We start from the raw sequence: 20,144 nt of genomic DNA on the forward strand, positions 1-20,144 counted from the left end.
TTCGTGTCCATGTCCCAGCCCGCCAAGTCCACACGTACACCAGCCGCGCCCGACGTGCCGGAGACCGCCGTCGGCGGCCGAGCCGCCGCCCAGCGGCTGAAAATGCGCCGGGAACTGGCGGCCGCCGCGATGGAGCTGTTCGCCACCAAGGGGTACGAGGCCACCACCGTCGACGAGATCGCGGCGGCTGCCGGGGTCGCCCGCCGCACCTTCTTCCGCCACTTCCGCTCCAAGGAGGAGGCGATCTTCCCCGACCACGACGACACCCTGGTCCGCGCCGAGGCGGTGCTCAACGCCGCCCCCGCGCACGAGCACCCGCTGGACACGGTGTGCCGGGGCATCAAAGAGGTCATGAAGATGTACGCGGCCCACCCGGACATCTCCGTCGCGCGCTACAAGCTCACGCGCGAGGTGCCCACCCTGCGCGAGGCGGAGATCGCGTCGGTGGCCCGCTACGAGCGTCTGTTCACCCGTTACCTCCTCGGCCACTTCGACGAGCACGCGCACGCCGACGACGCCAACGACGACCCGCTGCTGGCGGAGGTCGCCGCGTCCGCCGTGGTCACCGCCCACAACCACGTGCTGCGCCGCTGGCTGCGGGCGGCCGGGCAGGGCGACCTGGAGGCCCAGCTCGACCACGCCTTCGCCATCGTCCGCAAGACCTTCGGCACCGGCATCGGGGCCGGGCGCTCCGACCGGACCGGCCCCCGGTCCGCGGCGACGGCCTCCGCCGAGGGCGAGGTCCTGGTGACCGTCGCCCGCACGGACGCCCCGCTGGACGAGGTCATGCGCGCGATCGAACAGGCGCTGAAGGAGCGCTGACCTTCCCCCTTCCCTTCCCCCGCTCCCCCTTCCCTCTTCCCCGCTCCCCCTTCCCGGACAACGGCCACCCGACGGTGGCCGTTTTCTCGTGCCCGCTCGGCGATCCCTGATCGATCATCGCTCATCTGTTAGGCAAAGATTTCATTTGAGTGGAAAATCTGGCACCCAGTGCCTTGCGGGGTGACACGGGGTGCCATACGTTGAAGTGGTCCGGGCAGTCCCCGCGGGGCCGCCTCCGCGTCCCGGACGCCTGCGTCACAGGCACCCTTCCGACCCTCAGCAGCAGCACCGCACCGCCGGAGGCAACACCGTGACCGTGAAGGACATCCTGGACGCGATCCAGTCCCCCGATGCGACACCCGCCGACTTCGCCGCCCTGCCGCTCCCCGAGTCGTACCGCGCGATCACCGTCCACAAGGACGAGACGGAGATGTTCGCGGGGCTCGACACCCGCGACAAGGACCCCCGCGCGTCGATCCACCTGGACGAGGTGCCGGTGCCCGAGCTGGGCCCGGGCGAGGCCCTGGTGGCCGTGATGGCCTCCTCGGTCAACTACAACTCGGTGTGGACCTCGATCTTCGAGCCGCTGTCCACCTTCGGCTTCCTGGAGCGCTACGGCCGGCTCAGCGAGCTGACCCGCCGGCACGACCTGCCGTACCACGTCATCGGCTCCGACCTGGCCGGCGTCGTCCTGCGCACCGGGGCCGGCGTCAACTCCTGGAAGCCGGGCGACGAGGTCGTCGCGCACTGCCTGAGCGTGGAGCTGGAGTCGAGCGACGGGCACAACGACACCATGCTCGACCCGGAACAGCGGATCTGGGGGTTCGAGACCAACTTCGGCGGTCTCGCCGAGATCGCCCTGGTCAAGTCCAACCAGCTGATGCCCAAGCCGGACCACCTCAGCTGGGAGGAGGCCGCCGCGCCGGGGCTCGTCAACTCCACCGCGTACCGGCAGCTGGTCTCCCGCAACGGCGCCCAGCTGAAGCAGGGCGACAACGTGCTGATCTGGGGCGCCAGCGGCGGTCTCGGCTCCTACGCCACCCAGTTCGCGCTGGCCGGCGGCGCCACCCCGATCTGCGTCGTCTCCAGCGAGAAGAAGGCCGAGATCTGCCGGCGGATGGGCGCCGAGCTGATCATCGACCGCAGCGCCGAGGACTACCGGTTCTGGAAGGACGAGCACACCCAGGACCCGAAGGAGTGGAAGCGGTTCGGCAAGCGCATCCGGGAGCTGACCGGCGGTGAGGACGTCGACATCGTCTTCGAGCACCCCGGCCGCGAGACCTTCGGCGCCTCCGTCTACGTCACCCGCAAGGGCGGCACCATCGTCACCTGCGCGTCGACCTCCGGCTACGAGCACACCTACGACAACCGCTACCTGTGGATGTCGCTGAAGCGGATCATCGGCTCCCACTTCGCCAACTACCGCGAGGCGTGGGAGGCCAACCGCCTCATCGCCAAGGGGAAGATCCATCCGACGCTGTCCAGGGTGTACTCCCTGGAGGACACCGGCCAGGCGGCGTACGACGTGCACCGCAACCTGCACCAGGGCAAGGTCGGGGTGCTCTGCCTGGCCCCCGAGGAAGGGCTCGGGGTGCGCGACGAGGAGAAGCGCGCCCGGCACGCCGACGCCATCAACCGCTTCCGGAACATCTGAGGGCACCCGATGACAGAGCGCCAGAAGGACCGTCCGTGGCTGATGCGGACGTACGCGGGCCACTCCACCGCCGAGGCCTCCAACGAGCTGTACCGGCGCAACCTCGCCAAGGGCCAGACGGGCCTGTCGGTGGCGTTCGACCTGCCGACCCAGACCGGTTACGACCCCGACCACGTCCTGGCCCGCGGCGAGGTCGGCCGGGTCGGGGTGCCGGTCGCGCACCTCGGTGACATGCGCCGGCTGCTCCAGGACATCCCGCTGGAGCGGATGAACACCTCGATGACCATCAACGCCACGGCCATGTGGCTGCTGGCGCTCTACCAGGTCGTCGCCGAGGAACAGGGCGCGGACCTCACCCGGCTCCAGGGCACGACGCAGAACGACATCGTCAAGGAGTACCTGTCCCGGGGGACGCACGTCTTCCCCCCGGGCCCCTCCCTGCGCCTGACGACCGACCTGATCGCCTACACGGTCACCCACCTGCCCAAGTGGAACCCGATCAACATCTGCAGCTACCACCTCCAGGAGGCGGGCGCCACGCCGGTGCAGGAGATCGCGTACGCGATGTCCACCGCGATCGCCGTCCTGGACGCGGTGCGCGACGGCGGCCAGGTGCCCGAGGAGCGCATGGGCGACGTGGTCGGACGCATCTCCTTCTTCGTGAACGCGGGCGTCCGCTTCGTCGAGGAGATGTGCAAGATGCGCGCCTTCGGCCGTGTCTGGGACCGGATCACCCGCGAGCGGTACGGCATCGAGAACCCCAAACACCGCCGCTTCCGCTACGGCGTCCAGGTCAACTCGCTCGGTCTGACCGAGGCGCAGCCGGAGAACAACGTCCAGCGGATCGTGCTGGAGATGCTGGCCGTCACCCTCTCCAAGGACGCACGCGCGCGTGCCGTGCAGCTGCCCGCCTGGAACGAGGCGCTCGGCCTGCCCCGCCCCTGGGACCAGCAGTGGTCGCTGCGCATCCAGCAGGTGCTGGCGTACGAGAGCGACCTGCTGGAGTACGGCGACCTCTTCGAGGGCTCGAAGGTGGTCGAGGCCAAGGTGGCCGAACTGGTGGAGCTGGCCGAGGCGGAGATCGAGCACATCGAGGAGCTGGGCGGCGCCCTGGCGGCCGTCGAGTCCGGCTACCTCAAGTCGCGGCTGGTCGCCTCGCACGCCGAGCGCCGGGCCCGGATCGAGTCCGGCCAGGAGAAGATCGTCGGCGTCAACGCCTTCGAGTCCACCGAGCCCAGCCCGCTCACCGCCGACCTGGACACCGCGATCCACACGGTCGACCCGGCGGTGGAGGCGCGGGTCGTCGCCGCGCTCCGGCAGTGGCGGGACACGCGGTGGCAGCCGCCGTTCAACCACCCCCGGTGCAGCTCGGCGCTGGACCGGCTGAAGGAGGCGGCCCGCTCCGACGCCAACCTGATGGAGGCCACCCTGGAGTGCGCCCGCTGCGGTGTCACCACCGGCGAGTGGGCCGGGGCGCTGCGCGAGGTGTTCGGCGAGTTCCGGGCGCCGACGGGCGTCTCGTCGGCGCCGGTGGCGGTCACGGCCGCACAGGGCCCGGCGCTCGCGGAGGTCCGCCGCAAGGTGGCGGCGACCGCCCGCGACCTCGGCGTCGGCAAGCTCCGCTTCCTGGTCGGCAAGCCCGGTCTGGACGGGCACTCCAACGGCGCCGAGCAGATCGCCGTGCGCGCGCGTGACGCCGGCTTCGAGGTGGTGTACCAGGGCATCCGGCTGACGCCGGAGCAGATCGTGGACGCGGCGGTGGCCGAGGACGTGCACGCGGTCGGGCTGTCGGTCCTCTCCGGTTCGCACGCGCGGCTCGTCCCCGACGTGCTGGAGCGGCTGCGTGTGGCCGGTGCCACAGATATTCCGGTGATCGCCGGTGGCATCATCCCCAGCAGTGACGCCGCGGCGCTGCGGGACGCCGGAGTGGCCGCGGTCTTCACCCCGAAGGACTTCGACATCACCGGCATCATCGGCCGGATCGTGGACGAGATCCGGCACGCGAACAAGCTCGGCCCCCTGCCCGACCCCTTGGAGGTCCCCGCATGACCGTCGACCGACCGCGCCCGCGCCGCTCCTGCCTGGCGGTCCCGGGAAGCAACCCCCGCTTCCTGGAGAAGGCCCAGGGCCTCCCCGCCGACCAGGTCTTCCTGGACCTGGAGGACGCCTGCGCGCCGCTGGCCAAGCCGGAGGCCCGGCACACCGTCGTCAAGTTCCTCAACGAGGGCGACTGGACCGGCAAGACCCGGGTCGTGCGCGTCAACGACTGGACGACCGAGTGGACGTACCGGGACGTGGTCACGGTCGTCGAGGGCGCGGGCCCCAACCTGGACTGCGTCATGCTGCCCAAGGTCCAGGACGCCCAGCAGATCGTCGCCCTCGACCTCCTCCTCACCCAGATCGAGAAGACCATGGGCTTCGAGGTGGGCCGGATCGGCATCGAGGCGCAGATCGAGAACGCGCGGGGCCTGAACAACGTCAACGAGATCGCGCAGGCCAGCCCCCGCACCGAGACGATCGTCTTCGGCCCGGCCGACTTCATGGCGTCCATCAACATGAAGTCGCTGGTGGTGGGTGAGCAGCCGCCCGGCTACGGCGCGGACGCCTACCACTACATCTTGATGAAGATCCTGATGGCCGCCCGTGCCAACGGTCTCCAGGCGATCGACGGCCCCTACCTCCAGATCAGGAACGTCGACGGATTCCGCGAGGTGGCCGGCCGCGCCGCCGCCCTCGGCTTCGACGGCAAGTGGGTGCTGCACCCCGGCCAGGTCGAGGCGGCCAACGAGGTCTTCTCCCCCTCCCAGGAGGACTATGACCACGCCGAGCTGATCCTGGACGCGTACGAGTACCACACGTCCGAGGCGGGCGGCAAGAAGGGCTCCGCGATGCTCGGCGACGAGATGATCGACGAGGCCAGCCGCAAGATGGCGCTGGTCGTCGCGGGCAAGGGCCGGGCCGCCGGGATGCGCCGCACGTCGGCGTTCCAGACCCCGGAGGGCTGAGGACGATGCGGTTCGGACGCACCTACGAGGAGTTCGAGGTCGGGGCGGTCTACAAGCACTGGCCCGGCAAGACGGTCACCGAGTACGACGACCACCTCTTCTGCCTCCTCACCATGAACCACCACCCGCTCCATCTGGACGCCAACTACGCGGAGAGCGCCACCGACTTCGGCCGGAACGTGGTGGTCGGCAACTACGTCTACTCGCTCCTGCTCGGCATGTCCGTCCCGGACGTCTCCGGCAAGGCCATCGCCAACCTGGAGATCGAGTCGCTGAAGCACGTGGCGCCCACCTTCCACGGCGACACGGTCTACGGCGAGACGACCGTGCTGGACAAGTGGCCGTCGAAATCCAAGGACGACCGCGGGATCGTGCACGTGGAGACCAGGGGCCACAAGCAGGACGGCACCCTGGTGTGCGTGTTCCGCCGCAAGGTGATGGTGCCCACCGAGACGTACGTCAAGGCGCGCGGCGGCGAGCAGCCGGGCCGCCCCGAACTCCAGGAGGGCTGATCCGATGGCACGCCTCGCCCAGACCCACGGCCTCACCGACGTCCAGACGGAGATCGTCTCCACCGTCCGGGACTTCGTCGACAAGGAGATCCTCCCGGTCGCCACCGAGCTGGAGCACCGCGACGAGTACCCGCAGGCCATCGTCGACGGACTGCGGGAGCTGGGCCTGTTCGGGCTGATGATCCCCGAGGAGTACGGCGGACTGGGCGAGTCCCTCCTGACGTACGCGCTGTGCGTCGAGGAGATCGCCCGGGGCTGGATGTCGGTGTCCGGCATCGTCAACACGCACTTCATCGTGGCGTACCTGCTCAGACAGCACGGCACCCAGGAGCAGCGGGAGTACTTCCTGCCCCGGATGGCCACCGGGGACGTGCGGGGCGCGTTCTCCATGTCGGAGCCGGCGCTCGGCTCGGACGTGGCGGCGATCACGTCGAGGGCGGTGCGGGAGGGCGACGAGTACGTGCTGACCGGCCAGAAGATGTGGCTGACCAACGGCGGCACGTCCTCCTTGGTGGCCGTTCTGGTGCGCAGTGACGAGGGTCACCCGGAGGGCACCGCCCCGCACAGGTCGATGACGACCTTCCTGGTGGAGAAGGAGCCCGGGTTCGGCGAGGTCCGCCCGGGTCTCACCATCCCCGGGAAGATCGACAAAATGGGCTACAAGGGCGTCGACACCACCGAAATGATCATGGACGGACTGCGCGTTCCGGCCGATCGGGTGCTCGGCGGAACCACCGGCCGGGGTTTTTACCAAATGATGGACGGCGTCGAGGTCGGCCGCGTCAACGTCGCCGCCCGGGGCTGCGGCGTCGCGCAGCGCGCCTTCGAGCTCGGCGTCCGCTACGCCCAGCAGCGCCACGCCTTCGGCAGGCGGATCGCCCAGCACCAGGCCATTCAGTTCAAGCTGGCGGAGATGGCTACCAAGGTGGAGGCCGCGCATGCGATGATGGTGAACGCTGCACGCAAAAAGGACTCCGGCGAACGAAACGACCTGGAAGCGGGGATGGCCAAGTACCTCGCGTCCGAGTACTGCAAAGAGGTTGTGGAGGACGCCTTCCGGATCCACGGCGGGTACGGCTTCTCGAAGGAGTACGAGATCGAGCGTCTCTACCGGGAGGCACCGATGCTGCTGATCGGTGAAGGCACCGCCGAGATCCAGAAAATGATCATCGGTCGCAGGCTGCTGGAGGAGTATCGCTTCCAGGACTAGATGTCCGGATACGGGGTGTTTTCTTGGAGAAGAAGATCACACCCCACGGGCGTTCTTCGGCCTCCGACTCGGCTTCCTGGCTTACCCAGTTGCGGCACGTACCCGCTACGATCGCGAGAAAGCCGCCGTCCCCCGTTTCCGAAGCGCGGCATCATCCGCTACGAAGGTCATCCATGCCCCACAGCCAAACCTCTGCACCCAGCGACCGCCTCGCCGGCGTACGCCTCGCGCGCGGAGCATCGCCGTGGCTCCTGCCGACCGTCGCGACCGCGGCCGTCAGCCTGGTCCGCGCCCGCCGCTCGGGTGCCGCCAAGGCCGTCGCCGTCCCCGCCACCGCGCTCGCGGCGGGGATGCTGTGGTTCTTCCGCGACCCCGAGCGCGAGATCGCGCAGGGCCGGGTCATCTCGCCCGCCGACGGCGTGGTGCAGAGCATCATGCCGTGGAAGGACGGCCGGACCCGCGTCGCGATCTTCATGAGCCCGCTCAACGTGCACGTCAACCGCGCCCCACTGGCCGGCACCGTGACCTCGGTCGAGCACGTGCCCGGCGGCTTCGTCCCCGCTTTCAACAAGGAGAGCGAGAACAACGAGCGGGTCGTCTGGCACTTCGACACCGAGCTGGGCGACATCGAGATGGTCCAGATCGCCGGCGCGGTGGCCCGCCGCATCGTCCCCTACCTGCCGCGGGGCACCAAGGTCGAGCAGGGCGAGCGGATCGGCCTGATCCGCTTCGGTTCCCGCGTCGACCTCTACCTGCCGGAAGGTGTGGAGGTGGCGGTCGAGGTCGGTCAGAAGACCGTGGCTGGGGTGACTCGCATTGACCGTGATTGATCCTGATACCAAGGCCGGCTGGGTGCCGGAGGCCGTCGACGAGGCCGACGAGGTGTTCGAAGAGGAGGAGATGCCGCTCTCCCTGCGCCTGTCGATAGCGGACACCCTCACCCTCGGCAACGCCACGTGCGGGTTCATGGCGGTGTACTTCACCACCACCGGCATCCTGATCCCGCACCTCCAGGGCAGCCAGGAGACCGGCATGGCGCGGCACAGCGCCGCCACCGCCGTGATCCTGATGCTGTGCGCGGCGGTCTTCGACCTGTTCGACGGCCTGGTCGCGCGCAAGCTGCGGTCCTCGCCGATGGGCGCGGAGCTGGACAACCTCTCCGACCTGATCAGCTTCGGCCTGGCGCCGGCGTACTTCGTCCTCGTCTACGGCATGGTCGCGGACGACGCGCACCAGCGGCTGGCGGCGGTCGGGGCGATCGTGGTGCTGCTGGCGGTGGTGCTCAGGCTCGCCAGATTCTCGTGCGTGACGGTGAAGGACGGCACCTTCCAGGGGATGCCGTCGCCGTTCGGGGCGCTGACGGTCGTGTCGATCGTGCTCCTCGAGCTGCCGTTCGTGGCGACCGTGCTGGCGATCGTCGGGACGGCCTGGCTGATGGTGAGCCGGGTGGAGTACCCGAAGCCGCGGGGGCGTCTCGCGGTGGCGATGCTGTCGTGGATCGTGCTGTCGATGGGGCTGCTGGCCGGATGGGCGTTCGACGCGCCGAGCGGGCAGCTGCTGCTCCAGACGGGCTGTGCGCTGCAGCTGGTGATGGGCGCGGTGATCCCGCTGTTCGCCACGGCCCGGCGGGTGAACAACTTCCGTGACAACCGGCGGGAGGCGCGGGCGGCGCAGCTGCCGTAGCGGCGCGGAGTTTTTCCGGGGCCCTGGACCGAGGTGTGGTCCGGGGCCCCTTTTGTGTGCCCCGCGTCGCCCGGACGTCGTCTTCCCCTCCTCCCACCCGTCTCGGCCGGCTGAGGAGGTGCCCTCTGGGCCGGCCGAGTCGGGGGTGGGCATGGGCCCGGGGGCCCGGTGGCGGAGCCCCCGGGCGGTCAGCTCAGGAAGTCCCGCGCGATGCGTTCCGCCACGCGCTCCAGGATCGGCCCCGCCTCCGCGATGCACGTCGCGACGTCCGGCTCGACCTCCGTGAGGGAATACGCCCGCCTGATCCCCGCCCGCCCCAGCGCCTGCGGCGCCAGCGCCAGCCGCCCGCACACCGCGACGACCTCCCGCCCTGCGGCCCGCGCCGCCGCCGCGACCCCGGCGGGCGCCTTGCCGTGCAGGGTCTGCTCGTCCAGCGACCCCTCCCCGGTGATCACCAGTTCGGCCCGCTGCAGGGCCGGCGCGAAGCCGAGGACGTCGAGCATCACCTCGATGCCGGGACGGAACCGCGCCCCGAGCAGCAGCGCGCCGTATCCGATGCCGCCCGCGGCACCGGCGCCCGGCGCGGCGGCGTACTCGGCGGCCCGCGCGCCCACCGCGCCCTCCAGCACCGTCACGAAACGCGCGAGGGCCGCGTCCAGCGCCTCCACGTCGTCCGGCGAGGCCCCCTTCTGCGGCCCGTAGACGGCCGGGGCGCCCTTCGGGCCGGTCAGCGGGTTGTCGACGTCGCTGGCGAGGACCAGCTCAACGGAGGACAGCCGCGGGTCGAGACCGGACAGGTCGGCCGAGGCCACCTCGGCGAGTCCGCCGCCGCCCGGCGCCACGGGCTCTCCCTCCCCGTCCAGGAACCGCGCGCCCAGCGCCGAGAGCATCCCGGCGCCCCCGTCCGTGGTCGCGCTGCCCCCGACCCCGAACACGATGGTCCGCGCCCCCGCGTCCAGCGCGGCCCGCAGCAGTTCCCCGGAGCCGTACGTGGACGCCGTCAGCGGCGCGAAGACCCCGGCCGGTAGCCGCTGCAACCCGCTGGCCTCCGCCATTTCCACGACCGCCGTGCCGTCGCGCAGCGCGAACGCCGCCGTCACCTCCGCGCCCAGCGGCCCGGCGACCCGTATCTCCCGGCGTTCGAACCCGGCCGCGACGGCGGCGGCCACCGTGCCGTCCCCGCCGTCGGCCACCGGCAGCGCCTCCACCCGCACGCCCGGCACGACGCGGCGCAGCCCGGCCGTCACCCGCTCGGCGACCTCGACGGCCGTCAGCGACCCCTTGAACTTGTCCGCGGCCACGAGGACCCGCCGGGTCCCGTCCACAGCAGCGTCAGCCACCTTGTTCTCCCCTTGCTCTTCCGGGCCTTGCGCACGTCCGCGCACGTCAAGGCAGTCGCGCCGGTGTGACCTTAACCGGATCGCGCCCTCGGCGTCATACCCGGCCGATACCCTGCGGAGGATGACCACTTCGGATTACGCCACGTACATCGCCGGCCTCCCCCGCGTCCTGGCCGGCGCCGCCGCCCTGTTCCGGGACGCCGAGGGCCGGGTGCTGCTGGTCGAGCCCAACTACCGCGAGGGGTGGGCGCTTCCGGGCGGCACCATCGAGTCCGACGACGGGGAGACGCCCCGCGAGGGCGCCCGCCGGGAGACGGCCGAGGAGATCGGCCTCGACGTCGCCCCGGGCCGGCTGCTCGCGGTGGACTGGGTGCGCGGCGCGGGCCGGCCGCCGGTGGTGGCGTACCTCTACGACGGGGGGATCCTCTCCGAGGAGGACCTCAAGGCCATCCGTCTCCAGGAGGAGGAGCTGCTGTCCTGGCGCCTGGTGCCCCGTGAGGAGCTGTCCGGCTTCCTGCTCGGCGCCCTCCACGGCCGGGTCCTGGCCGCGCTGGACGTCCTGGCGGAGGGCTCGGGGACGGCGGAGCTGGAGAACGGGCGGCGGGTGGACCGGTGAGGCCCGGCGGGCGGCGCGCGTGCGGGATGATCCGAAAACCGGTCGGCACGGCCCTGCCGGAACCGCTGCGGAAGATCGCCGCCGGCCGGTGGTGACCGGCGGCGCCGCGCGCAAGAAGAGCGCCGTAGTCCGCTAGAAGAGCGCCGCCCCGCGCTCGAAGTCCAGCAGCCGCCGCTTGCGTTCCAGCCCGCCGCCGTACCCGGTCAGGCCGCCGCTCGCGCCGATGACGCGGTGGCAGGGGACGATGACGCCGATCGGGTTGCGGCCGTTGGCGAGGCCGACGGCGCGGGAGGCGGCCGGGTTGCCGAGGGCGGCGGCGAGTTCGCCGTAGGTGCGGGTCTCGCCGTAGGGGATGGTGCGCAGGTGGTCCCAGACGGTGCGCTGGAAGGGTGTGCCGTCCAGGTGGAGGGGGAGGGTGAACTCGCGCAGCTCGCCGGCGAAGTAGGCGGTCAGCTGGTCGAGGGCGGCGTCGAAGGGGGTGTCGTCGCGGGGGCCGAAGGTCTCCTCGGGTGGGCGGTGGCGCTGGCCGGTCATGTAGAGGCCGCACAGGACGCCGTCCTCGGCGACCAGGGTGAGGGGGCCGTAGGGGCTGTCGGTGACGGTGTGCCGTCGGTTCAGTCGGTTCATGCGGGGGCCTCACACGGGCAGGGAGTTGATCGGGTGGTCGTCGGTCGCCCACAGGTACTGGACGGCGTACGCCCGCCAGGGCCGCCACCCGGCCGCGCGGGCGGTGAGGGCGGCCGGGGTCGAGGGCAGGCCCAGGGTCTGGGCGGCGCGGCGGACGCCGAGGTCGGTGGGGAGGAAGGCGTCGGGGTCGCCGAGGGCGCGCAGGGCGATGACGTCGGCGGTCCAGGGGCCGAAGCCGGGGAGGGCGAGGAGGCGTCGGCGGGTGGCCGGCCAGTCGCTGTCCACGCCGAGGGTGAGGGAGCCGTCGGCGAGGTGGCGGACGAGGGTGGTGAGGGTGGCCCGGCGGGTGCGGGGCATGGCGAGGGTGGCGGGGTCCAGCGTCGCCAGCGCCTCGGGGGTGGGGAACAGGTGGGTCAGGCCGCCCTCGGGGTCGTCGACCGGGTCGCCGTGGGCGGTGACCAGGCGGGCGGCGTGGGTGCGGGCGGCGGCCGTGGAGACCTGCTGGCCCAGGACGGCGCGGACGGCGAACTCGGCCTCGTCGACGGTGCGCGGCACGCGCCGCCCGGGGGCCTTGTCGACCAGGGGCGCCAGGACCGGGTCGGTGCGCAGCCGGCCGTCGACGGCGACCGGGTCGGCGTCCAGGTCGAGCAGTCGGCGGCAGCGGCTGATGGCGACGGGCAGGTCGCGCAGGTCACCGAGGACGAGGCGGCAGGCGATGTGGCCGGGGGCGGGGGCGAGGGACACGATGCCGTGACCGTAGGGCAGGCGCAGGGTGCGGCGGTACGCGCCCTGTCTCCACTCCTCCACGCCGGGGACGGCGGTCGCGGCGAGGTGGCCGAAGAGGTTGTCGGGGTTGAACGGGGTGCGCAACGGCAGGCGCAGGGCGAGGGCTCCGCCGGTCCCGGGTTCCGGGGCGCGGGTGCGCAGGACGCGCGGGGTGAGGGCGAAGACCTCGCGGACGGTGTCGTTGAAGGTGCGCACGGAGGAGAAGCCGGCCGCGAAGGCGATCTCGGCCATCGGCAGCCGGGTCGTCTCGATCAGCAGCCGGGCGGTCTGGGCGCGCTGGGCGCGGGCCAGGGCGAGGGGGCCCGCGCCCAGCTCGGCCAGCAGCTGGCGTTCGATCTGCCGGGTGCTGTAGCCGAGCCGGGCGGCGAGGCCGGGCACGCCCTCGCGGTCGACCACCCCGTCGGCGATCAGCCGCATGGCGCGGGCGGTGAGGTCGGCCCGCCGGTTCCACTCCGGGGAGCCGGGGCTGGCGTCGGGGCGGCAGCGCTTGCAGGCCCGGAAGCCCGCCTGCCGGCAGGCCGCCGCGCTCGGGTGGAACACCATGTTCTCCGGCTTGGGCGGCACCACCGGGCAGCTCGGCCGGCAGTAGATGCCGGTGGTCAGGACGGCCGTGAAGAACCAGCCGTCGAACCGGGCGTCCCTGGACCGGACGGCGCGCACGCAGCGCTCGGTGTCGGTGTGCATCCCCATCTGCATGGGTCCAGCATCGTCCACCGCGCCCGGCGGTTCCGGCGGGAATCCGACATCGTGCTCACGCCTTTCGCGCGGTCCCGGATCGCCAGGCGGACTCGCGCAGCAGCCGCAGCCCGTTCAGGCCGACCAGGACCGTGGAGCCCTCGTGGCCGGCGACGCCGAGCGGCAGCGGCAGGTGCCCGATCAGGTCCCACAGCACCAGGACGGTGATGAAGGTGCCCGCGATCACCAGGTTCTGCAGGACCAGCCGGCGGGCGGTGCGGGAGAGGCGGACGACGGCGGGGACGGCGGTCAGCTCGTCGCGGACGACGACCGCGTCGGCCGTCTCCAGCGCGAGGTCGGAGCCGGCGCGGCCCATGGCGACGCCGGCGTGGGCGGCGGCCAGGGCGGGCGCGTCGTTGACGCCGTCCCCGACGAACAGCACCTTGCGGCCCGCGTCCTGAAGGCCCCGTACGGCGGCGACCTTGTCCTCGGGGAACAGGTCGGCGCGGACGTCGGTGAGGCCGGTGGCCTCGGCCACCCGGGCGGCGGCGCGGGCGTTGTCGCCGGTCAGCAGGGTGGGGGCGGTGCCGTTGAGGGCGGTGAGCGCGGCGGTGGCCCCGGCGGCGTCGGGGCGCAGCCGGTCGGTGAGGACGAGGGTGCCCACGGGGATGCCGTCGCGGGTGACCTGGACGGTGGTGGCGTCGTCGGCCGCGGTGCCGGCCCGGCCGACACTCACCACGCTCCCCTCGACGGTCGCCGTCACCCCGCGGCCGGGGGCGGCGGTGAACTCCTCGGCGGTGGCCAGGGCAAGGCCGCGGGCGCGGGCGGCGGCGACCACGGCGCGGCCCAGCGGGTGCTCGCTGGGCAGCTCGGCCGCGGCGGCCAGCGCGAGCAGGGCGTCCTCGTCGAGCCCGGAGCCGGGCAGCGGGGTCACGGCGGTGACCTCGGGGGTGCCCTCGGTGAGGGTGCCGGTCTTGTCCAGGGCGGCGGTGTCGATCTCGCCGAGCCGTTCCATCGCGACCGCCGACTTCACCAGGACGCCGTGCCGGCCGGCGTTGGCGATGGCGGACAGCAGCGGCGGCATGGTGGCCAGGACCACCGCGCAGGGCGAGGCGACGATCATGAAGGTCATGGCGCGCAGCAGGGCGTCGGTGAGGCCCTCGCCGAAGGCGAGGGGGATGCCGAAGACCGCGAGGGTGGCGACGACCACGCCGACCGCGTAGCGCTGCTCGATCTTCTCGATGAACAGCTGGGTCGGCGCCTTGGTGCGGGACGCCTCCTCGACCAGGGCGACGATGCGGGCGATCACCGAGTCGGCCGGGTCGCGGTCGACGCGCACCCGCAGGGCGCCGGTGCCGTTGAGGGTGCCGGCGAAGACGTCGTCGCCGGGGGTCTTCAGGACCGGGAGGGACTCGCCGGTGATGGTGGCCTGGTCGACCTCGCCCTCGCCGCCGAGGACCGTGCCGTCGGCGCCGATCCGCTCCCCCGGCCGGACCAGCAGGACGTCGCCGACGGCGAGGTCGGCGGTGGCGACGGTCTCCTCGCCCTCCCCGGTCACCCGGGTGGCGGTGGTGGGCGCGAGGTCGAGCAGGCCGCGCACGGAGTCGGCGGTGCGGGCGGTGGCCAGCGCCTCCAGGGCGCCGGAGGTGGCGAAGATGACGATCAGCAGGGCGCCGTCGAGGACCTGGCCGATGGAGGCCGCGCCGAGCGCCGCGACGATCATCAGCAGGTCGACGTCGAGGGTCTTGTCGCGCAGCGCGCGCAGGCCCTCCAGGGCGGGCTCCCAGCCGCCGGCGGCGTAGGCGAGGGCGTACAGCGGGCCGTACGCCCAGGCGGTGACCCCGGTCAGGTCGAGGGTCAGGGCGAGCAGGAACGCGAGCAGGGAGACGAGCGCCCAGCGGGCCTCGGGCAGGGCCAGCACGCGGGTGCGGCGGCCGGGCGCCGGCCGGCGGGGCGTCGTCGCGGGCGCGGTGGGGGCAAGGGTGGTGGACACGCCGCACACCATACAGGAACACATGAAGACCCATTCATCCGTTCATACGTATGGGTGTTCCCGGGCGGTGCGTAGGATGACCGCATGGGTCACGGAGCCGCCAGCACCACGCAGGAGACCGCACGCGTGCGGCTGGACGCGGACAATGTCGCCAAGGTCGCCACCACGCTCCAGGCCCTGTCCACCCCCTCCCGGCTGCTGATCCTGGCCCGGCTGCGCGAGGGGCCGCTGCCCGCGACCGAGTTGGCGGCCGAGGTCGGCATGGAGCAGTCGGCGTGCTCGCACCAGCTGCGGCTGCTGCGCAACCTGGGCCTGGTGGTGGGCGAGCGGCGCGGCCGGTCGGTCGTCTACGCGCTGCACGACGACCACGTGGCCAAACTCCTCGACCAGGCCGTCTTCCACGTGGAGCACCTGCGGCTGGGGATCAGCGACACCGGTCCGCGGCGCTGAGCAGGTCCCGCATCGTCTCGGCGGCCCGTACGGCCGCGTCCCCGCAGCAGTTGTTGAACAGGACGTGCAGTTCGTCCGCGTGCCGGGCCGCGCGCCGCAGCCGGGGCACCCAGGCGGCGAGTTCGGCCACGTCGTAGCCGTACCGGAAGCGGTCCTCCTTGCTGCCGCTGCCCCACGCCGGGCTGCGGCCGTGGAACCGTACGACGGCCAGGGAGCGGCGGGTGACCGGCACGATCGGCGGCAGCGATCCGGGCAGGCCCGGCGCCATGTCGACGCCCACCGCGCTGGCGCCGAGGCCGGCCAGCAGCGCGGCGGTGGCGTCCGCCCGGTCCGCCGCCCACCAGCCGGGGTGCCGGAACTCGACGGCGAGCGGCCACCCGGCCGTGCGCCCGGCGCACTCCTGGAGCGTCTCCTCGGCGCCCGCGCCCGGCGCGAACCAGGGCGGGAACTGGAACAGCACGGCGCCGAGCCGCCCGGCCTCGCGCAGCGGCTCCACGGCGTACGCGAACCTCCGCCACACCTCGTCGAGGAGCGCCGGTCCCCGCTCGGCCCCCCGCAGGTCGGCGGGGAGCGCCCCGGCCCGGGTGGGGTGCCCGGTCAGCAGCGAGAACGCCTTGACGTCGAAGCGGAAGCCCTCGGGGGTGCGCGCCAGCCACAGCTCGCTGTTGCGGCGGCTGGGCAGCGCGTAGTACCCGGCGTCCACCTCGACGACGGGCAGCCGGGAGGCGTAGTGCCGCAGCCGCCCCTCGGCGTCCCGCCGTCCGCGCGGATACCAGCCGCTCGCGACGAGCTGCCGGTCCGTCCAGGAACACGCGCCGACCCGTACCTCACCCATGGGAGCCCGGTTGCCCGGACTCCCCCGCCCCATGCCGTTATTCGGTGGCGGTGGGGCGCCGCGCGGCCCGCGTCGCCTCCCGCACGTCGGTGACCGGGCGCAGCCGGTAGGTGTAGGAGTAGTCCCGGTCGGCGAAGAGCTTGAACTCGTCGTGGGTGTGCGCGCCCCAGCTGTTGTCCCCGCCGACGCCCATCTGCCGGTGGTTCAGCCGGAGCACGACCGCGTCCCTCGGGGTGAGCTGGTAGTCGTGCCGCACGCCCGTCGACAGGTCCTCCGGGGTGAAGTGCGAGGCGTTGACCTCCAGCAGGGGTTCGCCCGAGGCCAGCAGCCCGGTGCCGTGCCGGTCGGTGAGCGCCACCCAGCGGACGTCGGTCTTGTTGCCGTTCTCCTGCGGGCGGATGTAGCCGGACCACTGCTCGGCGACGGTCCCGGAGTACAGGCCGACGTCGGTGCCGGTGTTGCGGTCCCAGTGGTTCTCCTCGGGGCCGCGCCCGTACCAGTGCAGCCGGTCCAGGCCGCGCGGCAGGAACAGCAGGCTGCCGACCTCCGGGATGTACGGCAGGCTCGCGGCGCCGGGGTGCAGGGTGTGGCCGACCTTGATCTCGCCGTTGCCGAAGACCGTGTAGGTGGTGGTGTACGACGACTCCACCGTGGTCGGCAGCGTGCCGCTGACCTTGATCTCGACGGCCCGGTCCGCCCCGAGCGTCCGCACGGCGACGTCGGTGACCTCGCGCCGGGCGCCCGCGTCCCGCCAGGTCCGGTTGCGGGTGTGCTGGCCGTTGCCGAGGTCGTTGTCGGTGGGCGCCCGCCAGAAGTTGGGCACCGGACCGGAGGTGAGCAGCCGGATGCCGCGCGCCTCGTACGAGGTGATGGTGCCGCTGCCCCGGTCGACGGTGACGGTGAAGTCCTCGCCGGCGACGGTGATCTCCTCGCCGTCCTCGTCCACTTCCAGGGCCGGGACCCGGTCCAGCGGCACGGGGGTGACGGCGGGGGCGTCCGCGGCGACGGGGAGCTGGACGCGGGCCACCTCGAAGCCGGCCTTCGCCCAGGGGGCGGGCTCCTTGGTGGTGAAGGAGACCTGGAGGAAGTACTCGGTGCCGGGCGCCGGGTCGGCCGGCAGCCGTACGGGCACGGTGATGTCCTTGCCGGACAGCGGCGCCACGGCCAGCTGGTCGCGGGTCAGCCGCCCGCGCCCCACCACCTGGCCGTCGGCGACCAGTTCCCAGCGGCCGTCGAACTCCCGCAGGTCGGTGAAGAGGTACTCGTTGACCAGGGTCACGGCGCCGGGGCCGCCGGCCCGCTGCCGCACGTCGATCGCCTGGTAGACGCGCTTGACCTCGGCGGCCTTGCCGGTGTGGCCGCGGTCGGCGGTGAGCAGTCCGTCGGCGACGAAGGCGCCGTCGTTGGGGTTGTCGCCCCAGTCGCCGCCGTACGCGAAGAAGGTCTTCTCCTGCGGCCGCGCCTCCTCCTTCCGGACGTCGGCGGCGTCGAACCAGAAGCGCACGCCGTCGTCGCCGCTGTCGCGGCCGTCGTCGGCCAGTTCGGCGGCGGTGAGGGCGCGGGCGTACACGCGGGCGGCGCGGATCGTGCCGCTGAACTCGCGGGTCTGGTTGTCGGCGTCGGTCGCCAGGGAGAGCGGCGCGGTGTTCACCTCGGGGCGCCGGGTGGTGGTGCGGACGGCTCTGGCCACGCCGTCGGCGTAGAGGGTCAGGGTGCCGGCGCCGGCGTCGAAGACACCGGCGACGTGGTGCTCCCGGCCGGTCCAGTCGTCCGGCAGCGCCCAGGTCGCGGTGATCCACTGCCCGCCGGAGTAGATGAAGAACTCCAGGGTCCGGTCGTTCTGCTTCAGGGAGTACTGGGTGTCGCCCTTGGCCACGATCGGCTGGTGGTAGCCGAGGAAGCGCGGGGTGACCCAGGCCTCCAGGGTGAGGGAGCCGGTGAGGTCCAGGCTCTCGTCGCGGGCGAAGAGCGTGCCGCCGGACAGGCCCTCCTGCCGGTCGAAGGAGCCGCTGGGGTTGACGATCTCGCCGCGCAGCCCGGCGGGGCCGGTCTCCCGCAGCAGGACGCGGGCGGGCACCGGCCAGGTCAGGGACTGGTCCACGAAGTCCCAGATCCAGCCGCCCTGGAGCACGTCGTAGCGGCGGACGACGTCCCAGTACTTCTTGAGGTTGCCGGTGGAGTTGCCCATCGAGTGGGCGTACTCGATCATCACGTACGGCCGGGTGTCGGAGGTGTCCTTCGCCCGCTGCTCGACGCGCTGGGGGGTGTCGTACATCTCGGAGCGGATGTCGCTGATCCCCGGGCGGTCGTCGCCCTCGTACTGGATGACGCGGGTGGTGTCGTAGGAGCGGATCCAGTCGTGCATGGCGGTGAAGGTGGAGCCGGTGCCCGCCTCGTTGCCCAGCGACCAGATCACCACCGAGGGGTGGTTCTTGTCGCGGTGCACCATGTTCTGGGCGCGGGCCACGCACGCCGCGGTCCACTCGGGGTGGTCGCCGGGGTACTCGTCGCGGATGGCGTGGGTCTCCAGGTTGGTCTCGTCGACGAGGTAGAGGCCGTACTCGTCGGCGAGTTCGTACCACAGCGGGTTGTTGGGGTAGTGCGAGGTGCGGACGCTGTTCATGTTGAGCCGCTTGATGAGGGTGATGTCGTTGACCAGGTCCTCGCGGCTGAGGGCGGTGCCGCGCTCCGGGTGCATCTCGTGGCGGTTGGTGCCGCGCAGGGAGACCGGCTTGCCGTTGACGCGCATCAGGCCGTCCTTGAGCGCGAACTCCCGGAAGCCGACCCGGTGCGAGAGGGTCTCGGTCACCTTTCCGGCGGGGTCGCGCAGGCGCAGCACGGCCGTGTAGAGGTTCGGCTGCTCGGCCGACCACAGCTTCGGCGCCGGTACGGCCCTGGAGGCGCGTACGGTGACGTCCTCGCCGGCGCCGGCGGTGCCGAGGTCGGCGCCGGCCTTGAGCGGCCGGGACCAGACGGCGTGGCCGCGGGCGTCGTACAGCTGGGTCTCGACGGTGTACCGGCCGGTGGAGCCGTCGCCGTACGCCCGGACCTGCGCGGTGACGGCCAGTTCGGCGTCGGTGTACGTGTCGTCCAGCGGGGTCTGCAGCCGGAAGTCGCGCAGGCGCACGGCGGGGGTGGAGTAGAGGTAGACCGAGCGGAAGATGCCGCTCAGCCGGATCATGTCCTGGTCCTCCAGCCAGTCGCCGTCGGCGTAGCGGTAGACCTCGACGGCGATCTGGTTGGTGCCGGGCCTGAGGTGGTCGGTGATGTCGTACTCGGACGGGGTGTAGGAGTCCTCGTCGTACCCGGCCAGTTCGCCGTTGATCCACACGTAGTGGGCGGACTTGACGCCCTCGAAGTGGAGGAAGGTGCGGCGGCCGTCCCAGTCGCGGGGGACGGTGAAGGTGCGGCGGTACTGGCCGACGGGGTTGCGGCGGGTGGGGGCGGTGGGGGGCTGCGGCTCCTCCCCCAGGCCGTTGGGGCCCCAGTAGGGGTAGGTGATGTTCAGGTAGATCGGGCGGTCGTGGCCGTGCAGTTGCCAGACGGAGGGGACCGGGACGGTGTCCCAGTCGCCGTCGTCGAGGTCGGTGCGGTGGAAGTCGGCGTCCCGGTCCTCGGGGCGGTCGGCGTAGGCGAACTTCCAGGTGCCGTCGAGGGAGAGGCGGTACGGGGAGTCGGTGCGGTCGGCGGCCAGCGCCTGGCGGACGTCCGCGTACGGCATGAGCGTGGTGTGCGGCGGCTCGGTGCCGAGCCGGAAGACACCGAAGTCGTTCCACTGCGGGGGGCCGTCGGCGGCGGCCGCCGCACGGGCCCTGGCGGGGGGTACGGACAGGGCGAGCGCGCCGAGGACGGCGGCGCCGCCCTCCAGGAGACGGCGGCGGCTGACGACCGGGGGCGCGACGGAGGAGAGGGACGGGTGCGGCATGACCGTGGCCT

16 protein-coding genes are annotated in these 20,144 nt (G+C 72.5%); 10 read left to right on the plus strand and 6 right to left on the minus strand.

Going from position 1 to position 20,144, the window contains the following annotated elements; translation table 11 throughout:
* Window positions 1-9 precede the first annotated feature (9 nt).
* From ACY1JF_RS15820 to pssA, 8 genes are all read left to right on the plus strand, one after another.
* Window positions 10-822: a TetR family transcriptional regulator gene (locus tag ACY1JF_RS15820; protein ID WP_462705762.1), complete on the plus strand. Its 813-nt coding sequence runs from the start codon at window positions 10-12 to the stop codon at window positions 820-822.
* Between the two features lie 316 nt (window positions 823-1,138).
* On the plus strand, window positions 1,139-2,476 hold the full coding sequence (gene ccrA, locus ACY1JF_RS15825) for a crotonyl-CoA carboxylase/reductase (protein WP_462705879.1): 1,338 nt from the start codon (window positions 1,139-1,141) through the stop codon (window positions 2,474-2,476).
* A 9-nt stretch (window positions 2,477-2,485) separates the two neighbouring features.
* Window positions 2,486-4,525, plus strand: coding sequence for a protein meaA (locus ACY1JF_RS15830; RefSeq protein ID WP_462705763.1), 2,040 nt, complete (start codon window positions 2,486-2,488; stop codon window positions 4,523-4,525).
* On the plus strand, window positions 4,522-5,481 hold the full coding sequence (locus ACY1JF_RS15835; RefSeq protein WP_462705764.1) for an HpcH/HpaI aldolase/citrate lyase family protein: 960 nt from the start codon (window positions 4,522-4,524) through the stop codon (window positions 5,479-5,481). Before ACY1JF_RS15830 ends, ACY1JF_RS15835 begins: the two co-directional genes overlap by 4 nt.
* A 5-nt stretch (window positions 5,482-5,486) precedes the next feature.
* On the plus strand, window positions 5,487-5,993 hold the full coding sequence (locus ACY1JF_RS15840; protein WP_462705765.1) for a MaoC family dehydratase: 507 nt from the start codon (window positions 5,487-5,489) through the stop codon (window positions 5,991-5,993).
* 4 nt (window positions 5,994-5,997) lie between these two features.
* Complete coding sequence (locus tag ACY1JF_RS15845; protein ID WP_462705766.1) at window positions 5,998-7,203, plus strand: acyl-CoA dehydrogenase family protein; 1,206 nt, start codon at window positions 5,998-6,000, stop codon at window positions 7,201-7,203.
* 173 nt (window positions 7,204-7,376) lie between these two features.
* Window positions 7,377-8,033, plus strand: coding sequence for a phosphatidylserine decarboxylase (locus ACY1JF_RS15850; RefSeq protein ID WP_462705767.1), 657 nt, complete (start codon window positions 7,377-7,379; stop codon window positions 8,031-8,033).
* 70 nt (window positions 8,034-8,103) lie between these two features.
* Window positions 8,104-8,886: a CDP-diacylglycerol--serine O-phosphatidyltransferase gene (gene pssA / locus ACY1JF_RS15855; protein WP_189418541.1), complete on the plus strand. Its 783-nt coding sequence runs from the start codon at window positions 8,104-8,106 to the stop codon at window positions 8,884-8,886.
* A 188-nt stretch (window positions 8,887-9,074) separates the two neighbouring features.
* Here pssA and ACY1JF_RS15860 read toward each other — a convergent pair whose 3' ends face one another.
* On the minus strand, window positions 9,075-10,211 hold the full coding sequence (locus tag ACY1JF_RS15860) for a glycerate kinase (protein ID WP_462705880.1): 1,137 nt from the start codon (window positions 10,209-10,211) through the stop codon (window positions 9,075-9,077).
* Window positions 10,212-10,347: 136 nt separating this feature from the next.
* Here ACY1JF_RS15860 and ACY1JF_RS15865 point away from each other — a divergent pair, with 136 nt between their 5' ends.
* Window positions 10,348-10,842, plus strand: coding sequence for an NUDIX domain-containing protein (locus ACY1JF_RS15865; RefSeq protein ID WP_462705768.1), 495 nt, complete (start codon window positions 10,348-10,350; stop codon window positions 10,840-10,842).
* 132 nt (window positions 10,843-10,974) lie between these two features.
* Here ACY1JF_RS15865 and ACY1JF_RS15870 read toward each other — a convergent pair whose 3' ends face one another.
* From ACY1JF_RS15870 to ACY1JF_RS15880, 3 genes are read right to left on the minus strand one after another with little or no spacing between them, the layout of a single operon-like run.
* A complete protein-coding gene (locus ACY1JF_RS15870; RefSeq protein ID WP_462705769.1) occupies window positions 10,975-11,469 on the minus strand; it encodes a methylated-DNA--[protein]-cysteine S-methyltransferase in 495 nt (164 codons plus the stop codon).
* 9 nt (window positions 11,470-11,478) lie between these two features.
* Entirely contained in the window at window positions 11,479-12,951 is a 1,473-nt protein-coding gene (locus ACY1JF_RS15875; RefSeq protein WP_462705770.1) for an AlkA N-terminal domain-containing protein, read from the minus strand.
* A gap of 55 nt (window positions 12,952-13,006) precedes the next feature.
* On the minus strand, window positions 13,007-14,935 hold the full coding sequence (locus ACY1JF_RS15880; protein ID WP_462705881.1) for a heavy metal translocating P-type ATPase: 1,929 nt from the start codon (window positions 14,933-14,935) through the stop codon (window positions 13,007-13,009).
* 72 nt (window positions 14,936-15,007) lie between these two features.
* Here ACY1JF_RS15880 and ACY1JF_RS15885 point away from each other — a divergent pair, with 72 nt between their 5' ends.
* Window positions 15,008-15,373: an ArsR/SmtB family transcription factor gene (locus tag ACY1JF_RS15885; protein ID WP_462705771.1), complete on the plus strand. Its 366-nt coding sequence runs from the start codon at window positions 15,008-15,010 to the stop codon at window positions 15,371-15,373.
* Here the strand turns inward: ACY1JF_RS15885 and ACY1JF_RS15890 are convergent.
* Together ACY1JF_RS15890 and ACY1JF_RS15895 are read right to left on the minus strand one after the other, a co-directional pair.
* Window positions 15,348-16,208: a DUF72 domain-containing protein gene (locus ACY1JF_RS15890; protein ID WP_462705772.1), complete on the minus strand. Its 861-nt coding sequence runs from the start codon at window positions 16,206-16,208 to the stop codon at window positions 15,348-15,350. The genes ACY1JF_RS15885 and ACY1JF_RS15890 overlap by 26 nt on opposite strands.
* Window positions 16,209-16,245: 37 nt before the next feature.
* Window positions 16,246-20,133 carry a glycoside hydrolase family 2 TIM barrel-domain containing protein gene (locus ACY1JF_RS15895; RefSeq protein ID WP_462705773.1) on the minus strand — a complete coding sequence of 1,296 codons (3,888 nt, stop codon included), beginning with the start codon at window positions 20,131-20,133 and terminating at the stop codon, window positions 16,246-16,248.
* Between the last annotated feature and the right edge of the window lie 11 nt (window positions 20,134-20,144).

The sequence above is a fragment of the Streptomyces sp. SYSU D01066-1 genome (assembly GCF_054956795.1).